The 25,306-nt window shown below is 64.0% G+C and carries 32 protein-coding genes and 1 riboswitch; of the genes, 14 read left to right on the plus strand and 18 right to left on the minus strand.

Features of this window, described 5'->3' with window-relative positions:
• Positions 1-87: 87 nt before the first annotated feature.
• A complete protein-coding gene (locus CXQ88_RS13010; RefSeq protein ID WP_104044573.1) occupies positions 88-477 on the plus strand; it encodes a hypothetical protein in 390 nt (129 codons plus the stop codon).
• Positions 478-495: 18 nt separating this feature from the next.
• On the opposite strand, the gene CXQ88_RS13015 is transcribed toward CXQ88_RS13010, so the two are convergent.
• The gene (locus CXQ88_RS13015) at positions 496-816 is read right to left on the minus strand and encodes a chorismate mutase (RefSeq protein WP_104044574.1); all 321 of its coding nucleotides are present in this window, start codon (positions 814-816) and stop codon (positions 496-498) included.
• 19 nt (positions 817-835) lie between these two features.
• On the opposite strand from CXQ88_RS13015, the gene CXQ88_RS13020 reads away from it, so the two are divergent.
• The gene (locus tag CXQ88_RS13020) at positions 836-1,258 is read left to right on the plus strand and encodes a VOC family protein (RefSeq protein WP_104044575.1); all 423 of its coding nucleotides are present in this window, start codon (positions 836-838) and stop codon (positions 1,256-1,258) included.
• Between the two features lie 39 nt (positions 1,259-1,297).
• Here the strand turns inward: CXQ88_RS13020 and CXQ88_RS13025 are convergent, their stop codons facing one another.
• The gene (locus tag CXQ88_RS13025) at positions 1,298-2,059 is read right to left on the minus strand and encodes an SOS response-associated peptidase (RefSeq protein WP_104044576.1); all 762 of its coding nucleotides are present in this window, start codon (positions 2,057-2,059) and stop codon (positions 1,298-1,300) included.
• 129 nt (positions 2,060-2,188) lie between these two features.
• Between CXQ88_RS13025 and CXQ88_RS13030 the strand changes: the two genes are divergently transcribed.
• Complete coding sequence (locus CXQ88_RS13030; protein WP_104044577.1) at positions 2,189-2,446, plus strand: mycoredoxin; 258 nt, start codon at positions 2,189-2,191, stop codon at positions 2,444-2,446.
• Positions 2,447-2,834: 388 nt separating this feature from the next.
• On the opposite strand, the gene CXQ88_RS13035 is transcribed toward CXQ88_RS13030, so the two are convergent.
• Positions 2,835-3,581 carry a lipoate--protein ligase family protein gene (locus tag CXQ88_RS13035; RefSeq protein ID WP_104044578.1) on the minus strand — a complete coding sequence of 249 codons (747 nt, stop codon included), beginning with the start codon at positions 3,579-3,581 and terminating at the stop codon, positions 2,835-2,837.
• Positions 3,582-3,597: 16 nt separating this feature from the next.
• On the opposite strand from CXQ88_RS13035, the gene CXQ88_RS13040 reads away from it, so the two are divergent.
• A complete protein-coding gene (locus CXQ88_RS13040; RefSeq protein ID WP_104044579.1) occupies positions 3,598-3,990 on the plus strand; it encodes a DUF2177 family protein in 393 nt (130 codons plus the stop codon).
• Between the two features lie 17 nt (positions 3,991-4,007).
• Here CXQ88_RS13040 and CXQ88_RS13045 read toward each other — a convergent pair whose 3' ends face one another.
• A complete protein-coding gene (locus tag CXQ88_RS13045) occupies positions 4,008-4,811 on the minus strand; it encodes a thioesterase family protein (protein WP_104044580.1) in 804 nt (267 codons plus the stop codon).
• Positions 4,812-4,981: 170 nt separating this feature from the next.
• Here CXQ88_RS13045 and CXQ88_RS13050 point away from each other — a divergent pair, with 170 nt between their 5' ends.
• Positions 4,982-5,659: an endonuclease/exonuclease/phosphatase family protein gene (locus tag CXQ88_RS13050; protein WP_104044581.1), complete on the plus strand. Its 678-nt coding sequence runs from the start codon at positions 4,982-4,984 to the stop codon at positions 5,657-5,659.
• A 12-nt stretch (positions 5,660-5,671) separates the two neighbouring features.
• Here CXQ88_RS13050 and CXQ88_RS13055 read toward each other — a convergent pair whose 3' ends face one another.
• Together CXQ88_RS13055 and CXQ88_RS13060 are read right to left on the minus strand one after the other, a co-directional pair.
• Entirely contained in the window at positions 5,672-6,181 is a 510-nt protein-coding gene (locus CXQ88_RS13055; RefSeq protein ID WP_104044582.1) for an NUDIX domain-containing protein, read from the minus strand.
• Positions 6,182-6,223: 42 nt separating this feature from the next.
• Positions 6,224-6,415, minus strand: coding sequence for a DUF1918 domain-containing protein (locus CXQ88_RS13060; RefSeq protein WP_104044615.1), 192 nt, complete (start codon positions 6,413-6,415; stop codon positions 6,224-6,226).
• A gap of 103 nt (positions 6,416-6,518) precedes the next feature.
• Here CXQ88_RS13060 and CXQ88_RS13065 point away from each other — a divergent pair, with 103 nt between their 5' ends.
• Positions 6,519-7,025 (plus strand): metallophosphoesterase family protein, encoded by a 507-nt coding sequence (locus CXQ88_RS13065; RefSeq protein ID WP_104044583.1) that lies wholly within the window; start codon positions 6,519-6,521, stop codon positions 7,023-7,025.
• A gap of 120 nt (positions 7,026-7,145) precedes the next feature.
• Positions 7,146-8,039, plus strand: coding sequence for a glucose 1-dehydrogenase (locus CXQ88_RS13070; RefSeq protein WP_104044584.1), 894 nt, complete (start codon positions 7,146-7,148; stop codon positions 8,037-8,039).
• An 84-nt stretch (positions 8,040-8,123) separates the two neighbouring features.
• On the opposite strand, the gene CXQ88_RS13075 is transcribed toward CXQ88_RS13070, so the two are convergent.
• From CXQ88_RS13075 to CXQ88_RS13090, 4 genes are all read right to left on the minus strand, one after another.
• The gene (locus tag CXQ88_RS13075) at positions 8,124-8,567 is read right to left on the minus strand and encodes a DUF1810 domain-containing protein (RefSeq protein ID WP_104044585.1); all 444 of its coding nucleotides are present in this window, start codon (positions 8,565-8,567) and stop codon (positions 8,124-8,126) included.
• Entirely contained in the window at positions 8,551-9,120 is a 570-nt protein-coding gene (locus tag CXQ88_RS13080; protein ID WP_104044586.1) for a DNA alkylation repair protein, read from the minus strand. Before CXQ88_RS13080 ends, CXQ88_RS13075 begins: the two co-directional genes overlap by 17 nt.
• Positions 9,117-9,473 (minus strand): TraR/DksA family transcriptional regulator, encoded by a 357-nt coding sequence (locus tag CXQ88_RS13085; protein ID WP_104044587.1) that lies wholly within the window; start codon positions 9,471-9,473, stop codon positions 9,117-9,119. The genes CXQ88_RS13080 and CXQ88_RS13085 overlap by 4 nt, the downstream gene beginning before the upstream one ends.
• A gap of 212 nt (positions 9,474-9,685) precedes the next feature.
• Positions 9,686-10,660 (minus strand): dienelactone hydrolase family protein, encoded by a 975-nt coding sequence (locus tag CXQ88_RS13090; RefSeq protein WP_104044616.1) that lies wholly within the window; start codon positions 10,658-10,660, stop codon positions 9,686-9,688.
• 266 nt (positions 10,661-10,926) lie between these two features.
• Positions 10,927-11,129: riboswitch (cyclic di-AMP (ydaO/yuaA leader) on the plus strand.
• A 3-nt stretch (positions 11,130-11,132) separates the two neighbouring features.
• Between CXQ88_RS13090 and CXQ88_RS13095 the strand changes: the two genes are divergently transcribed.
• Positions 11,133-11,978 carry a C40 family peptidase gene (locus tag CXQ88_RS13095; RefSeq protein WP_104044588.1) on the plus strand — a complete coding sequence of 282 codons (846 nt, stop codon included), beginning with the start codon at positions 11,133-11,135 and terminating at the stop codon, positions 11,976-11,978.
• Between the two features lie 104 nt (positions 11,979-12,082).
• On the opposite strand, the gene CXQ88_RS13100 is transcribed toward CXQ88_RS13095, so the two are convergent.
• From CXQ88_RS13100 to CXQ88_RS13120, 5 genes are all read right to left on the minus strand, one after another.
• Positions 12,083-13,558 carry a protein adenylyltransferase SelO gene (locus CXQ88_RS13100; RefSeq protein WP_104044589.1) on the minus strand — a complete coding sequence of 492 codons (1,476 nt, stop codon included), beginning with the start codon at positions 13,556-13,558 and terminating at the stop codon, positions 12,083-12,085.
• Positions 13,555-14,997: an APC family permease gene (locus CXQ88_RS13105; RefSeq protein WP_104044590.1), complete on the minus strand. Its 1,443-nt coding sequence runs from the start codon at positions 14,995-14,997 to the stop codon at positions 13,555-13,557. Before CXQ88_RS13105 ends, CXQ88_RS13100 begins: the two co-directional genes overlap by 4 nt.
• 66 nt (positions 14,998-15,063) lie before the next feature.
• A complete protein-coding gene (locus tag CXQ88_RS13110; RefSeq protein ID WP_104044591.1) occupies positions 15,064-16,014 on the minus strand; it encodes a ribonuclease Z in 951 nt (316 codons plus the stop codon).
• Between the two features lie 68 nt (positions 16,015-16,082).
• Entirely contained in the window at positions 16,083-16,271 is a 189-nt protein-coding gene (locus CXQ88_RS13115; protein ID WP_104044592.1) for a hypothetical protein, read from the minus strand.
• 118 nt (positions 16,272-16,389) lie between these two features.
• Complete coding sequence (locus CXQ88_RS13120; RefSeq protein WP_104044593.1) at positions 16,390-16,818, minus strand: hypothetical protein; 429 nt, start codon at positions 16,816-16,818, stop codon at positions 16,390-16,392.
• Between the two features lie 843 nt (positions 16,819-17,661).
• Here CXQ88_RS13120 and CXQ88_RS13130 point away from each other — a divergent pair.
• The 4 genes from CXQ88_RS13130 (at position 17,662) to CXQ88_RS13145 (ending at position 20,270) form a co-directional block, all read left to right on the plus strand.
• Complete coding sequence (locus CXQ88_RS13130; RefSeq protein ID WP_104044595.1) at positions 17,662-18,531, plus strand: universal stress protein; 870 nt, start codon at positions 17,662-17,664, stop codon at positions 18,529-18,531.
• Between the two features lie 78 nt (positions 18,532-18,609).
• On the plus strand, positions 18,610-19,140 hold the full coding sequence (locus CXQ88_RS13135) for a hypothetical protein (RefSeq protein WP_104044617.1): 531 nt from the start codon (positions 18,610-18,612) through the stop codon (positions 19,138-19,140).
• A complete protein-coding gene (locus tag CXQ88_RS13140) occupies positions 19,137-19,334 on the plus strand; it encodes a hypothetical protein (protein WP_104044596.1) in 198 nt (65 codons plus the stop codon). The genes CXQ88_RS13135 and CXQ88_RS13140 overlap by 4 nt, the downstream gene beginning before the upstream one ends.
• 57 nt (positions 19,335-19,391) lie before the next feature.
• Positions 19,392-20,270, plus strand: coding sequence for an HNH endonuclease (locus CXQ88_RS13145; protein ID WP_104044618.1), 879 nt, complete (start codon positions 19,392-19,394; stop codon positions 20,268-20,270).
• Between the two features lie 17 nt (positions 20,271-20,287).
• Here the strand turns inward: CXQ88_RS13145 and CXQ88_RS13150 are convergent, their stop codons facing one another.
• Positions 20,288-20,560: a hypothetical protein gene (locus CXQ88_RS13150; RefSeq protein WP_079596269.1), complete on the minus strand. Its 273-nt coding sequence runs from the start codon at positions 20,558-20,560 to the stop codon at positions 20,288-20,290.
• A gap of 200 nt (positions 20,561-20,760) precedes the next feature.
• Here CXQ88_RS13150 and CXQ88_RS13155 point away from each other — a divergent pair, with 200 nt between their 5' ends.
• On the plus strand, positions 20,761-21,285 hold the full coding sequence (locus CXQ88_RS13155) for a DUF2087 domain-containing protein (protein WP_104044597.1): 525 nt from the start codon (positions 20,761-20,763) through the stop codon (positions 21,283-21,285).
• Between the two features lie 7 nt (positions 21,286-21,292).
• On the opposite strand, the gene CXQ88_RS13160 is transcribed toward CXQ88_RS13155, so the two are convergent.
• Complete coding sequence (locus CXQ88_RS13160) at positions 21,293-21,724, minus strand: hypothetical protein (protein ID WP_258061856.1); 432 nt, start codon at positions 21,722-21,724, stop codon at positions 21,293-21,295.
• Positions 21,725-22,035: 311 nt separating this feature from the next.
• Positions 22,036-22,692: a hypothetical protein gene (locus CXQ88_RS13165; RefSeq protein ID WP_104044598.1), complete on the minus strand. Its 657-nt coding sequence runs from the start codon at positions 22,690-22,692 to the stop codon at positions 22,036-22,038.
• Between the two features lie 754 nt (positions 22,693-23,446).
• On the opposite strand from CXQ88_RS13165, the gene CXQ88_RS13175 reads away from it, so the two are divergent.
• Positions 23,447-25,288, plus strand: coding sequence for a vWA domain-containing protein (locus CXQ88_RS13175; protein ID WP_181037510.1), 1,842 nt, complete (start codon positions 23,447-23,449; stop codon positions 25,286-25,288).
• The last annotated feature ends 18 nt before the right edge of the window (positions 25,289-25,306 follow it).

The following is a 25,306-nucleotide window of genomic DNA, read 5'->3' on the forward strand; positions in this document are numbered from 1 at the left end:
TGTTCGAATACTTCAAGTCTAAGCCAGCGGCGGCACAAATCCTAGGCGGGGGTGGACGGACCGATCGGCAGGGAGCAGGATTGTGCCATGAGCACCCATGACGCACTCCTCAAACAGGTCAGCATCAAAGCCCAGAACTCCACCCTCGTGGCCACCTTCGACATAGACGGCAACATCCCCGGTTCCGGTGCCTACGTGGTGGGGCTTGTGGCTGCCAGTCCGGACTACTCATCCCAGCGGCGCCTGGGCATTGAGTTCATGAACGGGGAGGCGATCGCCTTCTTCTCGTTCAACCATGAACAGAGCACGGAAGAGAACTACGATCTTTCCGGCGTCACCCACTCCGGCAACACCATCACCGGCAATTTCCCGCTCGCAGCCATTAATGGGCTCGGCAAAGGGCATGTGATGACCGGCTTCAGCGAAGCGGACGGCCGGGAATTCCAATCCGGTGTTCCGGTGGAGGAAAACCTGTAACAGCTGGGCTGAAGCAGCTCAGCTGTTCTCTTTGTGGACCCGGAGTTCGAGTTCGATGAAGCCTGAGATCATGGCCCGATACGTGGACTCAACGATGTCCGGGTCAATGTCTTTCTTAGCAGCCGCAGAGCGGACGTGCTCGATGACCCGCTCCACACGGCCGGGGGCACGGACCTCAGCGTCGTCGCCCTTGAGGGTTCCGGCGATCCGGATCAGCCGTTCACGGCGGGCAATGAGGGTGACAATCTGGTCATCCACCTCGTCAACGGCAACCCGGACGGCAGCAAGCTGTTCCTTGTCGGCCAGTGCGTCTCTATCGTTCCCTTGAATTGTTGCCATCCTCTGACAGTATCGAACCATGCAGCCCAGAGTCGACTTCATTTCACTAGGCGTCCGCAGCGTTCCGGCGTCCCGCTCCTTCTATGTGGACGGCCTTGGCTGGCCAGTCCACCGCGAATTTCCTGGGGATGTGGTGTTCATCCAGGTGAACCACGGCCTGGTGCTGTCACTGTGGGACGTCCGCCAGATGCAGGCCGATGCCGGCGTCAGCGAGCCCGGCCCGGTCCCCTGCATCACCCTGAGCCACAACCTCCCCAGTACCGAGGACGTTGACCGGGTCATGGAAGAGGCTGCCGCAGCGGGAGCTACCATCGTCGCCGAGCCCATCACGCAGCCCTGGGGCGGCTACAGCGGGTACTTCGCAGATCCGGACGGCTTCCGCTGGGAAGTGGCCTACAACCCCACCTGGGCAGTGGACGACGCCGGGTCGGTCACCGTTTAGCCCCTCGGCACGGCTTCGCGGGGCTACTTCGGTTACGGTTTAGAAGAGGGCCTCCACCGGGCGGATCAGCTCGGGGCCGTTGTTGCGGACGTTGCCCACCTCTTTGCCCACTGAATCAACGTGCCAGTCCGATGCCACGTCTTTAACCCCGGACCGGACCAGATCAACCAGCGCCGCAGCGTCGTCGGCTTGCGGGTCGAGCCACACCTGCATGGTGGCCTTGTCCATCGGCAGCGGCACCCGGTCATGCAGCGCGGTCAGCTTGCCGAAGACGGTTGTTTCGCTGCCGGTCGGCGGAGTGTCAGTGGTCAGGATGGAGGTGGAAAGCATCCAGCCGCCGGGCTCCCCCGCCGGCCAGGCCGGATCCTTCCACCACTCATAGAGCCCGGCAAAAACCAGGCCGCCACCCTTCCCCGGATGCACGTAGTAGGGCTGTTTCGCCTTCCCGGTCCCCTGCTTCCACTCGTAGTAGCCGTCCGCGGGCACCGCGCAGCGGCGCGACTGAATGGCTTTGCGGAACGCCGGCTTCTCCAGCACTGATTCGCTCCGGGCGTTGATCATCCGCGAGCCGATGCCCGGGTCCTTGGCCCAGGAAGGGACCAAGCCCCACCGCGCCACGTGAAGCTGGCGCACCTGCCTGGGCTCCGGACCCTCATCGATCAACCGCTCCAGGACAATGGGTACAGCGTCAGTGGGCGCAACATTCCACGACGGCGGGATGCTCACCTCATCCTCGAGCTCGGCGTCAAACTCTGCCAGGAGGTCCCCCACAGCACGTGCCATTACATAGCGTCCACACATGGCTCCAGCATGCCATCGGCGGCAGGAGCTGTCATCCAAGGACGCCAGTGGCTAGCTGTAGCTGGGAATACGCGGCTTCGCGCTACCGTTGACGGTAAGGAAACCCTGCACGACTCTTAGGAGAAACTTATGGACTTCACTCCCGAATCCGGCACCATCACAATGTTTTCCACCACCTGGTGCGGCTACTGCAACCGGCTGAAGAAGCAGCTGGACTCGCACGGCATCGGCTACACCGAGATCAACATCGAGGAAGTGGAAGGCACTGCCGAACTCGTGGAGCAGCTTAACGGCGGCAACCGCACAGTGCCCACCGTCCTCTTTCCGGACGGCACCGCGGCAACCAACCCTTCCGCTGCCGAGGTCAAGACCCGCCTCGCAGCGTAGCCGGCAAGCCGAACAAGAGGTTCGGCAACCCCGGGGCCGCCGTCGGAGGCGTGTGATAGACAGAACGGGACCAGCATTTCGGTGTTGGTCCCGTTTTGCGTATCTGCACCATCCCCTTCTGTATGCCAGATGCGGGAGCAGTCGTGGTCCATAGAGTCAAAGGTGCCGTAGCGCGCTCGTGACAAGGAATGCGTGGTGATTGACCCGGCCCACGATGCCCGGGCCGGATGCTGTGGCAGCGGTCTATCCCGGGACCTAACCGGACCGGGAGGTCAGCCACGGAGACGTCATTGAGGTGGCTGGCACTTCGCTGAACGCGCTGCACACCGCCGGGCATTCGCCGGGGGCACTAGCGTAAGCGGAGGGTACCGGGTCACAGTCGTGCGGGTTAAGCCCCCAAGCTGCTGAAGGCAGCGGTCCTGAGGGTGGCATGGCCCGCATAGGTGGCCAGTAGCGCTTCCTCCACCGTTCCGACGTCCACCCCGGGCACAAGATCGTTCACGGCTCCCGCCGTGGCCGGGTCCCACTCCAGCCCCAAGGCTGCGTAGCTGTCTGTGAGGACCTTCCGGATGGGGGTGGAGTTCTCCACGACAATGACGGAGCTGAACAGCCAGCCGCCGGAGACCACCCGCTGGGCCGTGCCCACCAGCTTCACCCTCGAGCCGTCAGCGGGAGCCGTGCCGTGCACGCTGTATTCCCCGGGGCAGTACTCTCCGGTGATCTCTCCAACGCCGGCGTGCACCCCTACCCGGCGCAGCGTTTCGGCAAACAGCTCCCCAAAGTATCCAAACCGGCTTTTGGAACCGGCAATGGCGTCAGCGTCCGGTTCGATGTGGTCCACCACGAGGGTTCCCTGGTGGTAGGCGGCCGCCCGCCCTCCTGCCCGGCGGACCAGCGGCTCAAAGCCGTTGTCGCGGCAGGCCTGTGCCGCTGCTTCGAAGCCCGGCAGCCGGGTGTCCCGCTGGCCGAATGCGACAGTGGGGGCAGGACGGTACAGGCGCAAGGTGGGGCCGATGCCCCCCGTCCTTGCCTTGGCCAGGAGCTCCAGGCCGAACTCCAGGTCACGGGCCGCGCCGAGCGACGCCTCCTGCCGCACCACTGTGAGCGTGCGCGGTCCGGATCCGGCGTGGTGCATGTTGCTAAGCTCCCTTATGGTCATCTTGCAATTCCTTGTTGTCGCCGCCGCGTTCGCAGTGATTGACGCTGTGTGGCTCAAGCTGATGAACCCGTTCTACCGGAGCCACATCGGCGACTTGCTGGCGGACAAGCCAAACCTAGGGTACGCCGTCGCCTTTTACGTCATTTACATCGCCGGGATTGTGTTCTTTGCCCTCCGTCCCGCGCTCGACGGCGGCAGCTGGCTTACCGCTCTGGGCTACGGTGCGGCGCTGGGCGCCTTCGCGTATGCCACCTATGACCTCACCAACGCGGCCACCCTCAAGGTGTGGCCATTGCAGCTGATTGTGGTGGACATGCTGTGGGGCGCGGCACTCACAGGGCTGTCCACCCTCGCGGGCTGGCTCGTCTTCCAGGGGCGGGGCTGAGCCGGCGCGGCAGGAACTCAGGTCCGCCGCACGGTCAGGATCTGCTCTGCCCGGCCGAAGGGGCCGTCGAGGTCGTGCAGCACTGTTGAGGTAAGGCCGATGCCGTCCCGGCCGAAGGAGACCGCGTTGTCCAGCCCCAGCCACTCTCCTTCCGGGCGGCGGTACATGTGGATCTGCAGGTCCAGGTTGGGGAACGCGTAGCTGTCCTTGCCCGGCGGGACGCGTGCTGCGATGCCGTTGGCGGTGTCCACCAGTCCCATCAGCCGGGCGAGGTTGCCGCTGTCACTGCGGTCCGTCAGGGGGTGGTCGGTGCGTAGCCACACCTTGCCGTTCCCCGGGCGGTGCCCTTCAGCTACGCGCATCTCCAGAGAACGGATGTAGCCGCCCGGCCACACCGAGGCGCCGTCGTAGGGCTTGCATTCGTCAGGTCCGGGAATGGTGATGTCTTCCACCGCGGCCACCTCGGAGGTATCGCTGGTGATCATCCGCCAGGCCGTGGCCCGGATCGCCGTCCGGCCGCCGGCCACCAGCTCGGCCTGCAGCAATTCGATGGTCCGCCCCGGCCGCAGTGTGGTGGTTTCAATTTGGAATTCACCAGCGGGGATCAGTCCCAGGATCTCGTAGCTGAGGCGGGCCATCCGCATGTCGCTGCGCGGCTGGTGGCGCTCAAGGCTGTCAGCCATCAGCCCGGATGCCGGCGCCATGTGCTGCTCGTGGACGTTCCAGGCACCCTGGGCATGGATGGTGGAACGGAAACGGCCGTCGCCCAGGGATAGGTAATAGAAGTTTCCCTCAGCCAGTTCAGGCAGATCAGCGGTCAACGGTGGCCCTTCAAGAAGATTTCAGTGAATTGGCAATAACTCTATCGTTTTGCCCCGCGGCTGCCGGCAGAGGCTGCTTTCCGACGCGGCGAAATGTTGGAGCCTGGCGGCTGTCATCTGGGTAGACTCAGGAACTGGCCCTGTCAGCAACCCTCGGAAGAGGTGTTCCATTGCGCGTCATCAGTTACAACCTTCGCGAGCACAAAGCGAGCGGCGAACTCCTTGCCCTGGCACGGAATCACGATATTGATGCGCTCTGCCTCCAGGAGGTGGATTCCAGCGACCTCCCGGAGACCCTGGGCCCGCTTCACCTCGCGGACGCCACCAAGGCGAACCGGCTCGGGCTGGCCATCTATTACCGCACCAGCAGGTTCACGGCCCTGGATACGCAGTCCTTCGCGCTGAAAAAGTCAATGCATGACAGGGTGCTGGCGCCGGCGCACGAGCGGCTCATCGGGACACGGGTGGTGGACAACGAGACGCAGCACGAGCTGGTGATCGGTTCCTTCCACGCCGCACCCCTGACGGCCTCCAACTCGCTGCGGCGGAAGCAGATCCACGCGGCCCACGCTGAACTCCTGAGCATGGGCGAGGGCTTGATGACGCTGATGGTGGGCGACTTCAACTACCCGTTCTTCACCAAGAACCTGCACGTCCACATGAAGAATTCGGGTTACGCACTATCGCTGAGCAACCGGCGCACGTACACCCGCTACAAGGTCTTTAAGGGCCATTTCGACTTCGCCACGTCATTGGGGCTGGACATCACCAGCGTGGAAACCCTCCCGCGCGGCAATTCGGACCACCTGCCCATTCTGGTCACCGCCGAATACGGTCCGGACTACTAACCTGCGTCCGGACTACGCTCCGGAGGCCAGCCGCTCCCGCAGGGCCGGCCACGCCGCGGCGAAGCCGGGATGCAGTTCCTGGCGTTCCACGTCAGCGAGCGGGATCCACAGCAGTTCGATGCTCTCCGGATCGCTGATCACCGGGTCAAACGGCTCCGTCACCAGGACCACCACGGTGGTGTAGGACCAGTAGCCCAGGTCCAGCACCGAGGTGAAGAGCACGTCGACATCCGCCGCCGGAACGGCAGCCTCCTCATACGCCTCACGCAGTGCGCCAACCACGGGGTCCTCGCCTTCGTGGAGCGCCCCGCCGGGCAGTCCCCACGTTCCGCCGTTGTGGCTCCAAATCGCGCGGTGCTGCAGGAGCACACCCTTGGCGGGGTCATAGGCAAGCACCCCGGCCGCGCCGAACCTGCCCCAGTACCGGCCATGTTCCCCTTCCACCCAGGCATCACCGGGATCGCGGGGACCGGTGCGGACGGGCGGCGTGGAGGACTGTGTTGAAGCCGGTGAGTGATCCATCGCTCCAGTCTGACAGGTGCAGCGGCGCATCCCACTGCGGCACTAGTGCCCGTTGCCGCGTTCGACGGCGAAATCACCCCCGGGGTACATGATGGTTTCGTGGCCATCGTCAAAGCGGACAAGATAGGGCGGCCTTCCGCCCTGGCCGCGGACTTCGAGAATCACACCGTGCCGGTCCGTGGAACCGACGGTCCTTCCGTGAACAATGATCCTGTCTCCTTGTGCTGCCTCCATGGCTATCACCTCCAGCCCCAAGATTACGACTGTCCGCCATGCGGGAACAGTGCCAGGGGAAAGGGCAATCGGAACCGGCCTGCCGGCATGGCAGGCTTTCCCCATGCCGCTGAATCTTCTCCTGCTCGCCGATACCCATGTGCCAAAGCGCGCCAGGGAGCTCCCCACACAGGTGTGGGCCGCGGTCGAACGCGCCGACGTGGTGTTCCACGCGGGCGACTGGGTGACGGCTGACCTGCTGGACCAGCTTGAGCACCGCAGCCGCCGCCTGGTAGGTGTCTACGGCAACAACGACGGCCCTGGCCTGCGCTCCCGGTTGCCTGAAACGGCAACCGTGACGCTGGAGGGTGTCCGCTTCGCCATGGTGCACGAAACCGGCCAGGCGAAGGGCCGGGAAGCGCGGGCCGAGGCGCTCTATCCGGGCGTCGACGTGCTGGTCTTCGGGCACAGCCACATCCCGTGGGACACCACCGCTCCGGGAGGTCTGCGGCTGCTGAATCCCGGCTCACCCACGGACCGGCGCCGCCAGCCTGCCTGCACCTACATGACGGCGGTGGTGGATTCCGGCGCGATCAGGGAGGTCAGGCTCGTGGAGGTCCAGCGGGACTGACCCCGGACCGGGCCCGCACCAGAAACCCGGGTTGGCAGGGACAGTGCTGATTGCCTAGGCTGGAACGGTAAGCATGCTTAGTTTCTCTGTGTTCCACCCCTACGCAACAGGAGGACCACCATGACAGACCAGTACACCTTCCGTAATCCGGTCACCGCCTACGAGAAAATTTCGCCGCCGAAGCAGGACCAGCCCGAGCCCGGCCTGGACGCGGAGCTGGAGCCCAAGGCGGATCTCGGCGAGGACACTTACCGCGGGACCGGCCGGCTCGAAGGCAGGAAGGCCATCGTGACGGGCGCGGACTCCGGGATCGGTGCCGCCACGGCCATTGCCTTCGCCCGCGAGGGGGCCGACGTCGTCCTGTCTTACCTGCCCGAGGAGGAGGAGGACGCGGCCCGCATCGCCGGGCTCATCGAGGCTGCCGGCCGTAAGGCCGTCAAGGTGCCCGGCGACCTGAAGGACCCGGTTGTGTGCCGCGAGGTGGTTGACACCGCTGTGGCTGTGCTCGGCGGAGTGGACATCCTGGTCAACAATGCGGGCAAACAGGTGGCCCAGGAGGAACTGGCCGACATCACCGACGAGCAGTTCGACCACACTCTCAAGACAAACGTGTACGCGATGTTCTGGCTGACGAAGGCCGCCCTCCCGCACATGCCGGCGGGGTCCACCATCATCAACACCACCTCCATCCAGGCGTACAACCCGTCGCCCACGCTGGTGGACTACGCCACCACCAAAGCCAGCATCAACAACTTCACCAAGGGACTGGCCCAGCAGCTGGCACCGAAAGGCATCCGCGTCAACGCCGTAGCACCGGGGCCCATCTGGACGCCGCTGCAGGTCAGCAGCGGCCAGCCCAAGGAGGAACTGCCGGAGTTCGGCCAGTCCACTCCCCTGGGCCGCGCGGGCCAACCGGCGGAGCTCGCCCCGGCGTATGTCTTCCTGGCATCGCCGGAGTCCAGCTACGTGGTCGGAGAAACGCTGAACGTCAACGGCGGCAGCCCCTCGCCGTAGTGCCAGGCTTTACGCACTATGCCCGACGGCGGTGCCTCACCCGCGATGCGTGAGGCACTGCCGCCGGCCGTTAATCTTCAGCCCTTATTTGGCGTCCTGGTCCGCCAGCAGGTCATCGGTGGCGGCGTCGGGCTGGCCATCGAAGAACTGGGCCAGGACGGTTTTGAAGACGGTTTCCCCGGGGGCTGCGCGCAGGAACAGCGTCATGGACGAGTGCAGCTTCCGCGCGTCGATGCCTCCGAGGATATCCTCCGCGGACCGCCCGGCATGGTGGGTGAGGGCCAGGGCGCAGTCGAACAACCGCGGGCCCAGCACTGCATGGTCCAAGTAGTCCCGGGCTTCAGCGAGGGTTCTGATGGCATATCGGCGTGACATGTCGCTTTGGCCCAGGCCGACGATCTGGGGAAAAATAAACCACATCCAGTGGCCGGACTTGCTGCCCATCTGCAGCTCTGCCAGCGCCTGATCGTACGTTCCTCCGCTGTCCTGCGCGGCGACAAATCGTTCCAGGTCATAGGGTTCGTTCACGGGTGTCTCCTTGTGGTGGGGCTTCGGGGCTGGATTGCTGCTCGAGGAAATCGGCGGCGCTGGGCAGGTGGGTGTTCGGGTCAGTCCGCCAGCGGTCAAGGACAATATCTGCGCGTTGCCGGTCGCGCCCGCTTAGCCGCGCCAGGAACGGCGCCACGACGTCGGCCAGCAGGGGGTGTGTCAGTTCCGGGGTGCCGGCAGTCCGCAGGAAACCCTCGATGCGGGTCAGGTCCGTATGCCGCAGGAGTGACACTTTGGACTGCAGCAGGACGACGGCCGCGAGTCGTCGTTCGTAGACTGCCCTGGCGCCGGGCCGGGGCAGCCCCCACAGGGCTGATGCCAGCTGCACCACGCCATCGTGGTCGAAGTCCTTATACTTCCGCAGCGCGTCGCGGATGGTTCCCCGAACAGCGCCAACGGAAGAACCGTAGGAGGCCAGTAGACCGCCCAACCGGCCCTCGATGTCGACCGCCCGGTACCAGGCGCCCTCATTCTGCAGCGTGCGGTCAATAAATTCAGCGGCAGCCGCCACACGATCCATGCCCCTGCTCATGGGCGGCCTACCGAGGCGTGCCGGATGCAGAACGGGGTCCACGGCCGTGCCTCCAGCCTGCCTTCGGCGATGGCATCCCCGCAGAGGGCGCAGGTCCCGTAAGTTCCCTCAGCGATTCTGGCCAAGGCTTCGTCCACCTGGTCCAGCCCGGCACTGCTCTGCTTCAGCAGGGCGGACGCCTGGGACAGCTCGAAGGCGATAGTGGAGCCTTCCGGGTCATGCTCGTCATCCACGTTCGAGTCCTGGCGCGCCGCGTTCGCGGAGGCAATGTCCGCACGGAGCGCCGGAAGGAGGGCCACCTTCCGTTCCCGCTCCTCCTCGAGCAGGATCCGGAACCGTTCATAGTCAGGCATGGCAAAAGCCTAGCGCGGGGTAAGTACCAGTTCCGGGCAACCGAGGCGCATGGCGAACAGCGCACCTGCAGCGGTGCCCTGGCTTTGATAACGAACCGAGATACAGTTGGGAGGCTTTCCGGCGTCAACCTCGGGTTGAACGCTGGCGTGCCTGCATCGTTATGGAGCGTAAGTACGCGCGCCCTCTCCAGATGCGGGTCTGGAACCAGGGCTTAGACGTGCCGGCCGAACCACTCGAGGGTGTCGTTCCACGCGGCCGCGGCCTGGGCTTCGTTGTAGCGGTCGCCAGTGTCGTTGTGGAAGGCGTGGTTTACGCCGGGGTAAACCGTGAGCTGATGGACCACATCGGTGGCTGCGAGAGCGTCCCTGAGTGCAGGCATGGCACCGGTGATGCGTTGATCGAGTTCCGCGTAAACACCAAATACAGCCGCCTTGATGCCCGGCACTTTGGCCAGGTCAGGGGCAGGGCCATAGAAGGCCGCCGTAACTTTCAACCCGTCCAGCTCCGTGGCTGCCTGCCAGGTGATGCCGCCGCCGAAACAGTAGCCGGTCATGGCGATGCGCTCGCCGTCCACAAAGTCCTGGCCCCGGAGATACTCCAGCGCTGCTCTGAAGTCGGCTACATGACGCTGGGCGCCGGCCTGGGTAAGGGCACCGGGAACAGCGTCACGGTCCATCTTCGCAGTGCCGCCTTCGCGGCTCAGGAGGTCAACAGCGAGGGCAACGTAACCCTCTTTCGCGAAGCGCCGCGCCACGTCTTCGATATGGGCTGTCAGGCCTCGGTTCTCATGGCAAATCAGCACCGCAGGGGTGCGCCCTTCCCGCTCCGGCCTGGCCTGATAGGCGCTGACCGAGGTTCCACCGGATGAAAACTGTACGGTCCCCGTCATCAAGCCTGCTGCGCCCTCCGGAACCGAAAGCGGACTCTTTGCCCCGGGGACGGCACCTGCCCCGGTCGTTCCGGAGGCGGCGGATGACGAAGGTTCCGGCGTGGGCATGGGGTCGGTACTTCGTGGCACCTCGCTGGGGGTGCAGCCCACCAGAAGCATTGCCCCCGCTGCTGCCGTCATGCTGCCGGTGATAAACGCAACCCGCCGCGTGAAGGTCCGCTGGCTCAGTGCGCCCGCGCGGTAGTCGTCAAAAAATTCTTCAATCAGATACTTTTCGTACTTGCCAAGCTTGGTCACAAGGCCTCCTTCGGGTGCGGACATCCTCCTACCTGTTTGGCTCCCAAGCAAGGGTCCAGTGTCCCTTTTCGGATGGCGTTTATTACTTTGTGACAAACAACACCCGGCATAAAACTGGTGCCGGCATCTCGTGAGGTCAGCGCGCAATGGAGAAAGAGTCCAGTCGATTGCTGAATACGAGAGGGGCACCTCGTATGTTACCCAAATGTGACAATGCTCCTCCGTTCAGGTTATGGTCTTCAGGTGTCCCTCCCAAACGGGACATTCCCCTCAGTATGCCGAGCCCTGCCACTGATCCGGGAACCCACGCTTTCCAGCTGGCAGGGACGGGGGAACCAAGTTTCCGCGGCCTTCTACGAGGCCTTGGGGTTAAGTCGATAGCGCCTCCATTCATTTCGGAGTCGCTCCCGGCCGGGTATCTCCAGCCCGAACCCGACAGCTCACCCCGCAGGCATGGGAGAGGCGATCAACCGTGTCAAAAAATTCCCTTACCGCCCGTCACCGCGCGACTCCGGACCGCTCAATCGCGCTCCAGGGCTTGGCTGTCTCAGCCAAATCGCTTGGCCGCCCGGCGCTCGCCGTTGCAGCAGCATCCGGCATTGCCTTCGGTGTTGGCGCCCCGGCCCACGCAGGCGTAACCGGTCCGGACACCACCGAGACCACTAACACCCAGGCTTACGCAGCACCGGCTGCTGCAGTGGCTGCCCCCGCAGCAGCTGCAGGCAACGTGCACACCGTTGTTTCCGGCGATACCCTGGGCGCCATCTCGGCTGCCCACGGAGTAGCCCTCAATGATGTCCTGTCCGTCAATGGGCTTTCGATCTCCGCCATCATCTACCCCGGCGACCAGATCAAGGTCCCCGGCGCCGGCTCAGCCGCTCCGGCTCCGGCTCCGGCTCCTGCCAAGGCTGCCGCCGCCCCGGCCAACACCGGAATGAACCTGTCCTACGCCTCCACGACGGCGCCTGCTCCGGCAGCACCCGCCCCGGCAGCTCCGGCAGCCACCGGCACCGGTACCGGCGCAGCCATCCTCGCGAACGCTTACGGCCAGGTGGGCGTCCAGCAGGACTGCACTGCCATGGTGGAGAAGGCTCTCCGCGCCGTGGGCAAGAGCGTTGGCGACCTCGCCCCGGGCCAGTTCTACCAGTACGGCACCACTGTGGGTACCCCGGCTCCCGGTGACCTGGTAATCACCGCCGGTCACGTTGGCGTCTTCGCCGGCAACGGCCAGGTTGTCAGCGGCGGCGTGGACGGCTTCAAGACCGAAGTCCACTCCATCAGCTGGCTCGGCGGCGCTTCCTTCGTCCGCGTAGCGTAGTCACACCACCCGAACAGGGGCGGCAACCGGGATTGTTCCCGGCTGCCGCCCCTGTTTTGTTTTCCGGACCTTCCTGACATCCGGCGTTCTGGGGCGGGACGCGCTCAAGTCCCGCAGAAGGTCTGGTAGCTGCCGAAGTCCTCCGGCGCTCCCTCGGTGTAGCGTTCCAGCCCTGGCCGCGCATGGAACGGGGCGCGAACCACGTCGAGGAGCCGGCTGAAGGGTTTAAGGTCTCCGTCCGTTGCTGCGGCGAGCGCTTCCTCCACCAGGTGGTTGCGTGGAATGTAGGCCGGATTGACCCTGTCCATCAGATCCGCGTCCGGTTGCAGGGCACGCCACCGCCCAGCCCATGCGTCGAAGGCAGCCAGGTCAAGGACCATCCCGCGGGCCGGGCGGTCATTTCCCCTTGCCGCTTGGGAGAGGTTCCGGAAAAACGACGTGTAGTCCACTGGTCCGTCCTTCAACAAAGCCACCAGCCCATCCACCAGCTCGGAGGCTTCTTCAGCCTCTGCGCTCCCGGCAGGGGCTTCTGCCAACCCGAGTTTGGTCTTCATGCCGGCGAACCAAGCATCGCTGTATTGGCGGCGGAACATGCCCAGTGCTTCCACCGCGGGGGCCACGGCCTGTTCCTGGTCCTCGTTGAAGAGCGGCAGCATGGCCTCAGCCAGGCGGGCAAGGTTCCATTCGGCGATGACCGGCTGGTTGGCGTAGGCGTAGCGCCCGCCCACGTCGATGGAGCTGTAGACCGCGGCAGGATTGAACGCGTCCATAAAGGCGCAGGGCCCGTAATCGATGGTTTCTCCGGAGATGGTCATGTTGTCCGTGTTCATCACACCGTGGACGAATCCCACCAGCATCCAGTCCGCTACCAGATTTGCCTGTGCGGCAACCACGCTTTCGAAGAGCGCCAGGTAGGGGTTCCCGGCGCGGGCGGCTTCCGGGTAGTGCCGGCTGATCGCGTGGTCCGCCAGGCGGCGCAGGAGGTCCATGTTTTCCGTGGCCCTTGCGTACTGGAAGCTGCCCACGCGCAGGTGGCTGCTGGCTACCCTTGTCAGTACCGCTCCCGGAAGCATGGTGTCCCTGCGCACCGGGCGGCCGGTGGCCACCACCGCAAGGGAACGCGTTGAAGGGATACCGAGAGCGTGCATCGCCTCACTCACAAGGTACTCACGCAGCATGGGGCCGACGACGGCGCGGCCGTCCCCGGCGCGGGCGAAGGGTGTGCGGCCAGAACCTTTCAGGTGTATGTCCCGCAACCGGCCATCCACGCCTGTCACCTCGCCGAGAAGGAGCGCGCGGCCGTCTCCGAGCAGGGGCGAGTAGCCGCCGAACTGGTGGCCCGCATAGGCCTGGGCCACCGGCGTCGATCCTTCCGGAACGTGGTTCCCGAGCAGGAGCCGGACGCCCTCCGGTGACCGAAGATACTCCGGATCGAGCCCCAGCTCCCCTGCCAGACCTCCGTTAAGAACCAGCAGTTTCGGCTCGGGCGCTTCCTCTGCCTGCCAGGGAACCGCCAGCTCGGACAGCTCCCTGGCAAAACGCCCATCAAAGGTGACTGTTGATTCAGCAGCAGCTGTCATTTCTTGAGACTCTCCTCGTGGTTCGTTCTCCGGTTGATCAGCCATGTGACAAACCAGAGCACCACGCCGATGGCCATGAGCCCGCCGGCGATTTGGTACTGGATAACGTTACGCCCCACCCACGGGCCGGCCAGGAAGGCGCACAGCAGGGCGGCCACCACCGGCAACTGCCCCGGTGAGGTGAAGAACACCTTGCGGTTGGGGTCCCGCTTGCGCCGCAGCACCACGCAGGCGACGTTCACTACCGTGAAGACGCACAGCAGCAGGAAGGCAGTGGTTCCGGAGAGGTTGGCCACAATGTTGCTTTCCGGATCGCTGGTCACGTAAAGGATGAGTCCCAGTGCCAGGACGGTGGAGAAGACGATGCCGGCCCACGGTGTGCGGCGCACGGGCAGTACTTTCCCGAGGGCGGGCGGCAGGACGTGCTGTCGCGCCATCCCGTAAATGAGGCGGCTGGCCATCAGCATGTTGATCAGCGCCGTGTTGGCTACGGCAAAGACCGCAAGGAATGGGAAGATCCTGTCGATCGGGAAGTCGGGTGAGCCTTTGTGGACCACTTCAAGAAGGGCAGCGCCTTCGGCTTCCCGGATGTTTTCCAGCTCCGTTGGTGTCAGTACGCTGACCACTGAGACCGCGACCAGCATGTACAGGAGCACGGCTATTCCCAGGCCGGTCAGCATGGTGCGCGGGAAGATCTTTTCCGGATGCTGGGTTTCCTCCACCATGTTCACGGAGTCTTCAAAGCCCACCATGGCGAAGAACGCGATGGACGTGGCGGCCGTGACCGCAAGGAACATGCCCTTGTCCTGCGAGTCGTTGAACACAAAGATCTCACCGGGGTTCCCGGTGCCCTGTGACATCACAAAGAAGCCGACGCCGATCACAATACACAGAGCGATCATCTCCACCAGGGTGAGGACAACATTGAACTTGACGCTCTCCCCCACGCCGCGCAGGTTGATGATGGCCAGGAGCAACATAAAGGCCATGGCGACGGCGGTGATGACGCCCTGCCCGGGCAGCCCCATCCATCCGTTGATCGCGAACCCGCCGAAGAGGTTTTGGGCCAGGACATTGGCGGACGTGGAGGCGCTGGTGATGCCTGAACAGACTACGGCGAAGGCCACCAGGAAGGTGACGAAGTGGATCCCGAAGGCCTTGTGCGTATAAAGGGCGGCACCGGCGGCCTGGGGATACTGTGTGACGAGTTCCAGGTAGGAGAAGGCGGTCAGTGTGGCCACCACAAAGGCCAGCAGGAACGGCAGCCACACGATGCCGCCCACTGTTCCAGCCATGGTCCCGGTGACTGCATAAACACCGGCGCCCAGGATGTCGCCCACGATGAAGAGCAGGAGGAGCTTCGGGCCAAGAACCCGTTTGAGTTCGGGTTCCGTTCCTTCTGGAGTAGCGTCGAAGACTTCTTCGGAAGTTTTGCTCATTGTCGACCTCCACAACACGTTGGGCGGGTGGGCCCGGGCTGCCTAGCGGATAATTCACTCTCTACCTCATGGTTGGGTTTGGCAATAATCAGTCCCCTGCCCCTCCCCGCCGGTCAGCGCGGTGTTTTGCTGCCACCGCCGTCGTTTCGGTAAGGCAATCCGCTGCAGGTCGTGCGCTGCTATGACCTTTGCCCCCGCGGCACGTGCGCCGGCCTGCGCAGCCAACGGGGTGACGTCGTCGTACCTGGCCGAAAAGTGTGTCAGCACGAGCGTGTCAGCATCACCGCCGCCAGCCAACTTCCCGGCCTGCCCGGCTGTGAGGTGACGGTACTGGCTGGCGAGCCCGGCGTCGTCGTCGCTGAAGGTGGACTCGGCGACGAGGAGGTCGGCGCCGTCCGCCAGGTCCTCGGCCCCTGGACAGGGGGCGGTGTCCATAACGAAGGCGAAGCGCTGGCCCGGCCGGGGAACGCTGACCTCGTCAAGGTGGACGCCGGCAAGGGTGCCCTCGCGCTGCAGGCGTCCGACGTCGGCCCCCTTGATTCCCGCCGCCGCCAAGCGGTCCGGGAGCAGGCTGCGGCTGTCCGGCTCAACGAGCCTGTAGCCGTAGGTCTCGATGCGGTGCTTCAGTGGCCGGACTTCCAGCCCTTCTGCCACGGTTCCGCTGCCGCCGTGTGGATGGAGCCTCAGGTCTATCCCGGGTGAGCTGATGGACACCAGTGCCCGGACCACGTCCTCACCGGATGCCGGGTAGTGCAGGTGGACGGGGTGGGCCGCACCGTCCAGCGCCATGCGCGACAGCACGCCGGGCAAACCAAAGCAGTGGTCACCGTGCACGTGGGTGAGGCAGATACGGGTGATTTGTGTTGCGGACACGCCCGCGTGGATCATCTGGCGCTGGGTTCCCTCACCGGGGTCAAAGAGGAGCCCCTGGCCGTCCCACCGAAGCAGGTAACCGTTATGGTTGCGGGTCCGGGTGGGAACCTGGGAGGCGGTGCCCAGGATGACGAGTTCACGCATTGTTTTCCGGGACCAAAAAGCAGGTTCCGGAATCGTCCGGGACCTGCTTCGTGGTTTGTTGTGTTGGCTTAGCGCCGCTTGAGCATGCCCATGATTTTGCTGGCCACGCCGCCGGTGCCGGGCCTGCCGCCTACGGCACCTGTGGTGTTGGGCGTCCGCCCTGTGGCGTTGAGTCCGGTGCCGCGGGCTGTTCCGCCGGTGCCGGACCTGCCTGCGAACCGTCCAGCGGCATTCTTGATCATGCTTCCCAAGTTCATGTGAAACTCCTTCAGTCTTGATCCTGCCAACCGATATTCATCAGCCTGCTTATCATTTTAGCGCAGTTTCGATTTCCGGCTAGGGCAGGCTGAATCATCTTCTGACCGGTTTCGGGTTTCAACGCTCCAGGTCGTTGGGGTCGAACTCGCTGAGCGGCGAGCCGCCAAAGTTTTCCTGGTCGTCACTGGCATCGGCTTCCCGGCCGGTGGGGTCTTCGCCGAAGTCAACGTCGGCGACCGCCTCGCCGAGAGTCGGCGTGCTGGCGGGCAGTTCGTCGCCGGCCCCGTCACTGGTCGCCTTCATGTCATCGCGCAGGGTCTGGTCGCTGAGGAAATCCTCCTCCTCACCGGAAACCTCTCCCTGAAGCAGCGGGTCCTCCTGCCAGCGGTCCGGATTGTTCTCGGCAGCGCCGGGGTAGCTGTCGGGCTCGCCGCTCGTAACGGGATCCAGCTCGAGGGATGAAGCCGCGCCGGGGGTCTCGTCCAGGAGTACGTCATTCTCCTCGACAATTTCAAGATCGTCGTCAGGCAGGTTCTGTTCCGTCATGGTGGTGCCTTTCTCGTCAGCGGCGTGCAGATATTAGTAAGCATACTGACGAATGACGTGCGGTGTGAACCTCAGGCTTCGGACGCCGGCCCTGGCGGCGTTCCCTGCACGGGTCACAACTCCCCCGCGCTATCTCAACGCCCATCCGCTTCAGTGCAGGAGCCACGATCCGTCATGCGGCGGTTCCGGCCTATGGCGGAGTCTTCGAATCAGCACCACGAAAGGCCACGCGAGCAATTGCAGCAGCCCTGCGGCCAACAACAGACCCACCACAAGAAGAAGGACCGGGGAATACAAAAGGAAAACACCAAATGCGGCTGCAAGGTATCCCGCAATCAGCGCCAATGCCGCTCCAGGATCCACTGAAACTCCTTTCAGTTGTCGGGAAAAGTCTGACGGCGGGGATTGCCGGCAGAACAAACGACCGTGGCCGGCCGTAGGAGAGTCCATGCGCACGGAAGATCGCCATAGACGGCGGGAGGGACCGGAGGAGTCTGTGCGGCCACGAGGTATCCCTCCAACATGCTGGGTAAATCCACACCCAGATCGGCAAAGGCCGCTTACTTCCTAACGGTTACTTAATCGTACGCTCCTGCCGGCAGGCGAGGAAGAAGCAGGATGCCCCGCCATGACCGTGACCTTTGGTCCTACAACTCCGGCCGGCTCAGCGCCAATCTTGGAAGTGACCATGCCGCACGAGACCAGGAAGTCCGGCCATGAAAAGACCGCTTCAGTGTCAAGGCAAAGTAACAGGGCCCTACCGCTGGGGCTAAACCGGTAGCAAACTTCAACTGGCGGACATTTCAAACCGAGAGCCGCGATGTTTAGGAGTGCGTAGGAGACATGCTGGACGCAAAGGCCATCGTCGCGGGCTATGACGGTTCGACTATAGCTGCCGAAGCTGTGAGCTGGGCAGCACGGCAGGCAAGCCTTCGCGGCCTGGGGCTGCACGTGGTGCATTGTTCCATGTGGCCGCTGCTGACCCGGCACCTTGGTCCCGTTCCCGGCGTCTCGGACAGCGGGCTGGAGCGGTCTGCCGAGTCCATCCTCGAGGAGGGCCTCAACCTCGCGAACGCGGCCATACCGGGGCTAACGGTTGACGGCACGTTGCTGCACGGCCTCCCGGCCCAGCAACTCGCCGGGATTTCTGCCCGCCAGGAGATGGTTGTTGTGGGGAGTCGCGGGCTGGGCGGGTTCCTGGGCCTGCTCGTAGGCTCCGTCAGTCTGGAACTCGCGGCCACAGCGTCCTGCCCGGTTGCAGTCATCCGCTCTGATCTTCACCCGGGCGGGCCGGTAGTCGTGGCCGTCGACGAAGCAGGTTCACCAGCCGCGCTGGAGGATGCGTGCGCTTTGGCGTCGGCATCCCAGGCGAGCCTCACTGTGGTCCATGTACGGCACATTCCCGCCGGGTACCGGCGTTTCCGTGCTGATTTAGAGGCAGAATCCGCCGCAAAAGAAGTTTTGCGGGCCGCTGTCCAGTCTGCACGCAGACTCGCCCCCACCGTCGAAATCGACGAAGTGCTCCTCACAGACGCTTCTATTCCCCATGCCATCCTCAATGCTGCCCGAGGTGCCGCGATGCTGGTCGCCGGTACCAAGGGCCAAGGGCTCGTCAGGGAAACCATCGGTTCAGTTGCCCATGCAGTTCTTCACCACTCCCATGGTCCTGTGCTGGTCTCCCGGCACGCACTAAACCCTGCACTGCCGACCTGATGTTCCGGGCGAGGGTGAGGACGGCATCACGTGGCCCTCCTCCCCGCTGGGAGACTTGCCGCAGCATATGCTGACCGGGTGACTCCTGCCCCGTCCCCCACCCCGCTCGATGTCGTAGTTCACTCAGGTCCGGCCGACTGGTGGGTAATCCTCGCCGGTTTGGGTCCATTGGCAGTCCTCGTCGCGGCTTTGCTGGCCTTTTACATCAACTGGCACACGCTAAAGCAGCGCACCGCGGCTGACAAGACCGCCCTTGACCAGAAGCGGGAAGCGGACGCCCAGGCGCTGCAGCAGAAGACTGAAGCGGACAGCCGTGCGGAATGGTGGCGCCGAACCCAGTGGGCGCTGGACCGGGCGTTGGACGAGGATGAAGGCACGAAGGCTTTGGGGTTGGCGACCCTGGAAGTCCTGGCGCGCAGCGACCTGGCACGAACCGAGGAACTCGAGCTGTTCGACATCGCCTGGAAGAACGTCTCAGGTGATGACAACGGGGATGAAAACGGGCCGGAAGACCGTCTGGACCGGGAGTTCATGTTCGTGGACTCAGGTGGCATCATAAGCGAGAATGGAACGACGGATGAGGACAAGATCAAGGAGGCTGGACAATGAGCGCAGCGTCATCTGAACATGGCTTCGTCCATACTCCCCGGAACGGCACGCCCTCCAAACCGGCTCAACGGAAGACCACTCCAGCCGAGCACCGTGTCCAGGTGGCGGCCGCGAGGCTGCGCGTCACGCTTGATGAGCGCCTCGGACGCGAGACGCCGGCCAAGACCAAGGCGCTCGCCAAGGAACCCATCTAGGTCCCGCTGGTAATGGCTATGGGGCCGCGACTCGACGTGTGCTGGAACAGGTGAGTGGTGGCTGCAGTAATTCTTGGGTGGAACCCAAACCGGCGGAACCGCTGGGACTACCGCGCCGTCGTCGAGCACGTGGCCGGGACCGGCAAGTTCCTGGACCGCTGGAGCGTCGGTCGCAACCGGAACATCCGGGCGGGAACCGAGGCCTGGCTCCTGCTGCAGGGCAGCAGCGACGCCGGCACCGGCCTGATTGGCCACGGGGTGGTGATGTCCGAAGCGTTTGAGGCCGTACATCCCGAAGGTCCTGAGGCCACTGACTGGTACGTCAACGTCGCTTTTGACGCACTCCTCCCCCTCGGCGAGCAGATACGTCCTGACGTCCTCAGCGCAGCCGTCCCTGCAGTTGTATGGAGCGACGCAATCTCCCGCTCAACCCTGGCCGTTCCCCTTGCAGCGGACCCTGGCCTTCGCCGGCTGTGGCGGGACCACGGGCCGGCGGCGATGGAGCCTTTGCAGCTGGTTCCGGGAACTTACCCGCCCGACGCTGTGAGCACCATTGACGTGAACCGCTACGAGCACAACCAGGACGCCCGCGGGGTGTGCCTGGCATTCCACGGAACCACCTGCGCTGCCTGCGGCTTCTCCTTCGAGGCCGCCTACGGCGACATCGGTACAGGTTTCATCGACGTGCACCACGTAGTGCCGCCGGCAATGCTTGGGAGCAGGTACCAACTGGACCCTGTTGCTGACCTCGTACCGCTGTGCCCCAACTGCCATGCGATGGTCCATCACGGTGGGGGCCCTGGCTCGCTGCGCACCGTTTCAGAACTCCGGCACATCATTTCCGCCGCCGGCCACATGAGGGGCGAGGTGGTGAGCGAACTGGCCCTTGAAGCCCAGGAAGATGCGCGGCGGCTCCTCGAAGGACGGCAGGACTGAAAGGCTGGCAGCGCTAATTACTGACCTGCCGGTGTGGTCCCGAACATCAGGGTCCGTCGCCGAACGTCGTAGTAGACCGTTGCCGAACGTTTCAAGAGGCCCTGAAGAACCTCGGCGTCCTCCGCATCGAGCGTGAGCACTTCTTCCCAGGCCCCTTGGTCAAGGACCAACTGAAGGGTCCAGGTGCCAGGCTTTCCGGCGTCCCCGGCCACCCAGCTGAACTGGTAATGGTTGACTTGGCGGACTTGGATGCTGTCGTCGGTTATGGGTTGTTTTGGTGTGGGGCTCATGGTCCCCTCCTGGATCTGTGGTGAGTGGGCCTTCTGCATAAGCCAAGAACCAATGTAGACCCCGTGCCCATTTTGATCCAGACCCTGCCGGAGGGGTGGAGGGCAGGCCGCCCCCGGTTCCGCAGTCACCCGCATCAGGACTACGATTTTCAGCACATCGATTAGCACAGGTGGGCGAAGGCGCAGAGTGAGGACATGCCGTGACCGGAGTAACCAGGTACAGCGGACCGCACTGGCGGCGAGTGGTGGCCACTCTCGCCAACAGCGATGCCCGATCGGCCTACGCACAAATTGTGCTTGGAGCAAAGCTTCCCGAGGTGCTTGCCGGTATGCAGGATCAGCGGCGAAACCGGGCGCTCGCCGCCCTGCTCGGGTCCGGGCTGGTCGAGCGGAATGCCGACGACGAACTGGTTGCGCCTGAGTCGATCTTCCGGGACCTTCTGGCTCAGCAGCCCCGGCGGCAGGCGCAGACCGGGCTGGCCCGCTTCATGCGCCTGGGCAGGATCGAAAGGTATCCGGCCAACAAAGCCGAGCGTCGGGAACTCCTGGGCTGGATTGTCAGCGAAGCAATCCGTCCTGGCGAGCTCTTGACGGAAAAGCAGGTCAATGAGCGGCTGCTCAGCTATACCGACGACGTCGTGCTGCTGCGCCGCTACATGGTGGACTTCGGACTGTTGGAACGGACCGACTCCGGGTCCTCATACTCCCGGCGAGAAGGAATTTAGCGTCCAGCTAGCGTTCGATCCCAGGGCTTCGCATTCCGCTGTAGGCTGCCGCGGCGCCAGCCAAGAAAATGCCGCCGGCGAGGTAGACCGGGCCGAGGTGCCACAGCGTGGCCAGACCCCAGGGGTAATGCGCGGGGACGGCGACTGCGAGTCCGACAGCCGGGACGACAACCGCTGTGGCGAAAGCCCACCGTTCTCCCCGGCGCACCCCGTACCAGGACAGGCCCGCGATGGCCAGCCCTGTCGCAGCGATGAAGCCGCTGAGCGCGATGTGCAGATGGCTGATGTAGTGAGACAGCTGCGGGCTGAACGCCTCAACCTCCGCCTTCCCCTTGTCCACTTGTTCGGGGCCGATGCCCAGCTCCAGGAAGCCGCCCGTAAAGTTGAGCACCAGGAAGACGACGGCGTAGGCCACGAAGGCCAGCCCGGCAAGCGTCATCAGAGCGGCTCCTGTCCGGAGCCGGGACTGTTTCCCAGGGGTAGTTTGGATGGCAGGCATAGCCAGCACTCCCCTCTCTTATTCGCGTAAGTACTCGATAAGAGTCCCTGACCGTGGACTTGTCAAGGGAGACTCCTGAGCAGTGGGCGTGGGAGCGCGGGCGGTGATAGTCCCGGACGTGGCAAAGGGACGGGACATGTTGTCTCCTGAAGGGGTGTGGCTGATGTCCCGTCCATTCAGTCAATGGGAGCTGAGGAGGGGAGCCCTCAGGCAGTGCCCCTCCGCCGACTATGCTGGCAGCTTTCCCCCGACTAGTAATTTCCGCGCAACTCTGAAACGGCAGCAAGCGTCTCAGCCAACTCTTCACGGTCAGCAGGGCTCAGCGGGATCCCGTCCAGCTCTTTCAGAACTGCACTTGCACGGAAAGGGTCCTGCAGGGCGAATGCCAGTTCTGCACGGTACGCCAAGGCTTCAACCCGCTCCACCGCACTGGCGTCGGAAATTCGAGCGAGAGCGCCGTCAAGAATCTTTGCGGCCTGTGCGGGATCACCATGGCTGTCGGCCAGGACCACCGCGTTGTCCAGCGCCTGGGTCAGTTTTCCTTCCGCGTGAGGACGGGAGGATGCTGCAGCCGTCGGGAAGATGCGCAGCCAGTTTCCGCCAGGATCCACGACGGTGAATCCTGCCAGGCCTTCGGCGTTCTTCCGGGGTCGCGGGCGGGTCATTCGCGGGATTCCAGCGACCGGCACCTTGCCGTAAAGGGCCCGGAGCCCACTGGCGAAGGCCCGGTGCAGCTCGGCGGTGTCCGGGACCTGGATGATGCAGCTGCCATAGGAATCAGCCGGTTCGAAGCCCGGCATGCCAAAGAAGTGCAGGTCTATGCCCTCCCGCTGCATCGCGAGGTAGGGATTGGGCTTCGTCTGCCGGTAGGTCCGCTCGAAGCCCAAGGCAGTGTAGAAGGTCAGCATGTCATCAATTGATGCGCACGGGAGCAGTGGAACGACCTTCAATGAACCTCCCGAGTTCGGACGGTGAAGTCAGCTGCTGGACCGACTGTATCGAATCAAGGGTGGAACTACGAGAAGGTGGCTCGAGGAAGCCACAGGGATTCAAGTTCAAGTGGGTTGTCGAATCCGCAGTTTTGAGAAACAGCTGTCCGCGCTCACCTGGTGTCCTGTGCCCGTCAGGAAAATGAGGACGGCGAGGTTGACCGGCCAAGGTGCCAAAGCGTTGCCAGACCCCATGGATGGAGGTTGCACAGCCCTGTGACCCCGGACTGCTGCAGGTTGACTGTTGGGCCGGGCCTACGGATGTCCGCGTACGACGAGGCGCCCGGATTAGTGCGTTCCGTTCAGGCTGGTGACACAGGGCGCGCCGGTTACGTTGGAGAAGTGCTCGGAAAATTTCGAGGTTTTGCCAAAGCAAGAAATCCTGACCGAGGCTCTCTGCGCCGGTCCTGATCCCCAAAGACAGTGCTTGCGGCGAAACCACGTGTGTCGACCGCCCAAAAGAATGAATGAAAAACGTGAATCCGCACACTCACGCTGCGCCCGTCGGGGTTATCCTCAAAGTGCTTATCCAGTTGCGGGGGCATCCGGGCGGGGGGCTAGGCACACCCGCGGTGTGATCGCCGCGGGCCAGTTTCAGTATTTGCGTTCACACCGGGGAAACCCGGCGGATTCAAAGGAAACGAGCATGGGCCGCCGACACGCAGGATCTGAGATGAGCTATCCACGCTGGATCTGGGTCGCTGCGGCGGCCATGGTGGCACTTCTCATTGTTGGCGGTGCATTCGTGTTGCGGGCGCTGATCTTCCCCGCCGGTTCAGGGGAGGCTGGGTCTCCACCGGGGAACGGCAGTACACCTTCAGCAGGCGAAACCTTGGCGCCGGACAGTCCTGCCGCCGTCGCCGGGGCCTCTCCGTGCATTTCCTTGAACATTCTTACGTCGCTGGAGAACGCCGAGATGGTCCGGGCACTTGCGGCCGAGTACTCAGCGAAACCCCGCAGCGTGGACGGCAAATGCGTGACGCCGGCAGTGACGGAGGAGAAATCGGGGGTTGCTGCCGGCCATGTTGCTGCGCAGTTCCCCGGCGTTCCGGCCGGCGACAGGCCCTCCATCTGGCTGCCGGACTCCTCCGCATGGTTACGAATCGCAGGGGCCGGCGCGGGCGGAAGACCCGTCCCGCAGGAGGGAATCAGCCTCGCCCGGAGCGCGATCGTCGTGGCTATGCCAGAGACGATGACGAGTGCCCTCGGCTGGGACAGCAAGCCGCCGTCGTGGTCTGAGGTCTTCAGGATGGCGGAGGAGCAGGACGTCTGGGAGCGCCTCGGCCATGGTGAATGGGGAAAATTTAAGTTCGGCAAGGCCAGTCCACTCGTCTCCACGTCGGGCCTGATGGCCCTTGCCGCTTCCTATGGTGCCGCCGGCGGCAGCGTGGGGGGTTTGAACGACATGGACCTGAAGGCACCGCCCTTGGTGGAGAAAGTGCGCGCAGTGGAACGGGGCACCAGCCACTACATGGCCACCCCGGAGCATTTCCTGTGGCACGCCAGGGAGGCTGACGACGCCGGGAAGGTCTCGGAATTCCTCTCCGCCGTGATCGTGGATGAGAAATCTGTCTGGGATTACAACCGGGGTGTAGTCAGCGAGGACGGAAAAACGAAGCATCGCGGTCCAGCGCCCAAGGAGCCCCTCAGCGCCATTTATCCCGATGACGGCGTGCACGTGGCGGACAACCCGGCAATAATTCTTGACGAAGATTGGGTGGGGAGCCAGCAGCGTTTGGCCGCCGAGGATTTCCTCGCGTTCGCCGTGACGGAACAGGGCCAACACGTTGTCAAGACGTCCGGGTACAGGACCATCCAGGGCAAGCTGGATACAGGGGTGGCGGGAACCGGACGGTACGCTGAAACGCTTCAGCCGCTGCCACTGCCCGAGGCAGAGGTGCTTTCTAACCTGCAGGACAACTTCCCCGAGGTCCGAAAGCGGGCCAGGGCCTTGTTCCTGCTGGATATCTCGGAGTCCATGGTGCAGGAACGCGGAGTGACCAAGCTGCAACGGGCCAAGGATGCCGTTCTCAAGGCCTTCGACCATTTCGTGGGTGAGGATGAGATCGGACTGGCCGCTTTCTCCCAAGTGGGCGACGGCCCCTTGACGCCGGGTATCGTAAGCCCGGTGGCCCCGTTCAAGACGAATAAAGAAGACCTCATCGCCAAGCTCGGCGAGCTCAAGGCGGTGGACGCTACGCCACTTTTCGAAGCGGTGACCCGCTTCGCGGGCGATCAAGCCAAGGAATACAAAGACAACTTCATCAACACCCTCGTGCTGTTGAGTGACGGCAAAAACGATACGACGCATCCGGGAGACCTAAGCGGGCTCTCCGAACAGTTAAGCCATCAGAACCACTCGACGCCGGTGCTCGTCTTTACACTCGCTTACGGGCCCGACGCCGACGTCCCCACTTTGCTGGAAATTGCCAGGGCCAGCGGGGCGCACTACTACGACGCGACCGATCCGGACAGGCTCGAAGAGGTACTCGGCGAACTGGTAACGAGTTTCTAGGCAAGGCGCTGGCCGCCG

Origin of the sequence: Arthrobacter sp. ZGTC412, from assembly GCF_002929215.1 — a bacterium.
GTDB lineage: Bacteria > Actinomycetota > Actinomycetes > Actinomycetales > Micrococcaceae > Arthrobacter.

Bases quoted from the DNA above. Each gene is read 5' to 3' on its own strand.
- CXQ88_RS13085 (WP_104044587.1), bottom strand. From the start codon at position 9,473: ATGCCTGACTATGAACGGTTCCGGATCCTGCTCGAGGAGGAGCGGGAA.
- CXQ88_RS13165 (WP_104044598.1), bottom strand. From the start codon at position 22,692: ATGCTGACCTTCTACACTGCCTTGGGCTTCGAGCGGACCTACCGGCAG.
- CXQ88_RS13115 (WP_104044592.1), bottom strand. From the start codon at position 16,271: ATGAACTTGGGAAGCATGATCAAGAATGCCGCTGGACGGTTCGCAGGC.
- CXQ88_RS13025 (WP_104044576.1), bottom strand. From the start codon at position 2,059: ATGTGTGGACGCTATGTAATGGCACGTGCTGTGGGGGACCTCCTGGCA.
- CXQ88_RS13100 (WP_104044589.1), bottom strand. From the start codon at position 13,558: ATGACAGCTGCTGCTGAATCAACAGTCACCTTTGATGGGCGTTTTGCC.
- CXQ88_RS13060 (WP_104044615.1), bottom strand. From the start codon at position 6,415: ATGGAGGCAGCACAAGGAGACAGGATCATTGTTCACGGAAGGACCGTC.
- CXQ88_RS13175 (WP_181037510.1), top strand. From the start codon at position 23,447: ATGAGCTATCCACGCTGGATCTGGGTCGCTGCGGCGGCCATGGTGGCA.
- CXQ88_RS13120 (WP_104044593.1), bottom strand. From the start codon at position 16,818: ATGACGGAACAGAACCTGCCTGACGACGATCTTGAAATTGTCGAGGAG.
- CXQ88_RS13140 (WP_104044596.1), top strand. From the start codon at position 19,137: ATGAGCGCAGCGTCATCTGAACATGGCTTCGTCCATACTCCCCGGAAC.
- CXQ88_RS13055 (WP_104044582.1), bottom strand. From the start codon at position 6,181: ATGGATCACTCACCGGCTTCAACACAGTCCTCCACGCCGCCCGTCCGC.
- CXQ88_RS13040 (WP_104044579.1), top strand. From the start codon at position 3,598: ATGGTCATCTTGCAATTCCTTGTTGTCGCCGCCGCGTTCGCAGTGATT.
- CXQ88_RS13150 (WP_079596269.1), bottom strand. From the start codon at position 20,560: ATGAGCCCCACACCAAAACAACCCATAACCGACGACAGCATCCAAGTC.
- CXQ88_RS13020 (WP_104044575.1), top strand. From the start codon at position 836: ATGCAGCCCAGAGTCGACTTCATTTCACTAGGCGTCCGCAGCGTTCCG.
- CXQ88_RS13130 (WP_104044595.1), top strand. From the start codon at position 17,662: ATGCTGGACGCAAAGGCCATCGTCGCGGGCTATGACGGTTCGACTATA.
- CXQ88_RS13015 (WP_104044574.1), bottom strand. From the start codon at position 816: ATGGCAACAATTCAAGGGAACGATAGAGACGCACTGGCCGACAAGGAA.
- CXQ88_RS13035 (WP_104044578.1), bottom strand. From the start codon at position 3,581: ATGCACCACGCCGGATCCGGACCGCGCACGCTCACAGTGGTGCGGCAG.
- CXQ88_RS13080 (WP_104044586.1), bottom strand. From the start codon at position 9,120: ATGAGCAGGGGCATGGATCGTGTGGCGGCTGCCGCTGAATTTATTGAC.
- CXQ88_RS13010 (WP_104044573.1), top strand. From the start codon at position 88: ATGAGCACCCATGACGCACTCCTCAAACAGGTCAGCATCAAAGCCCAG.
- CXQ88_RS13105 (WP_104044590.1), bottom strand. From the start codon at position 14,997: ATGAGCAAAACTTCCGAAGAAGTCTTCGACGCTACTCCAGAAGGAACG.
- CXQ88_RS13110 (WP_104044591.1), bottom strand. From the start codon at position 16,014: ATGCGTGAACTCGTCATCCTGGGCACCGCCTCCCAGGTTCCCACCCGG.
- CXQ88_RS13030 (WP_104044577.1), top strand. From the start codon at position 2,189: ATGGACTTCACTCCCGAATCCGGCACCATCACAATGTTTTCCACCACC.
- CXQ88_RS13065 (WP_104044583.1), top strand. From the start codon at position 6,519: ATGCCGCTGAATCTTCTCCTGCTCGCCGATACCCATGTGCCAAAGCGC.
- CXQ88_RS13160 (WP_258061856.1), bottom strand. From the start codon at position 21,724: ATGACGCTTGCCGGGCTGGCCTTCGTGGCCTACGCCGTCGTCTTCCTG.
- CXQ88_RS13070 (WP_104044584.1), top strand. From the start codon at position 7,146: ATGACAGACCAGTACACCTTCCGTAATCCGGTCACCGCCTACGAGAAA.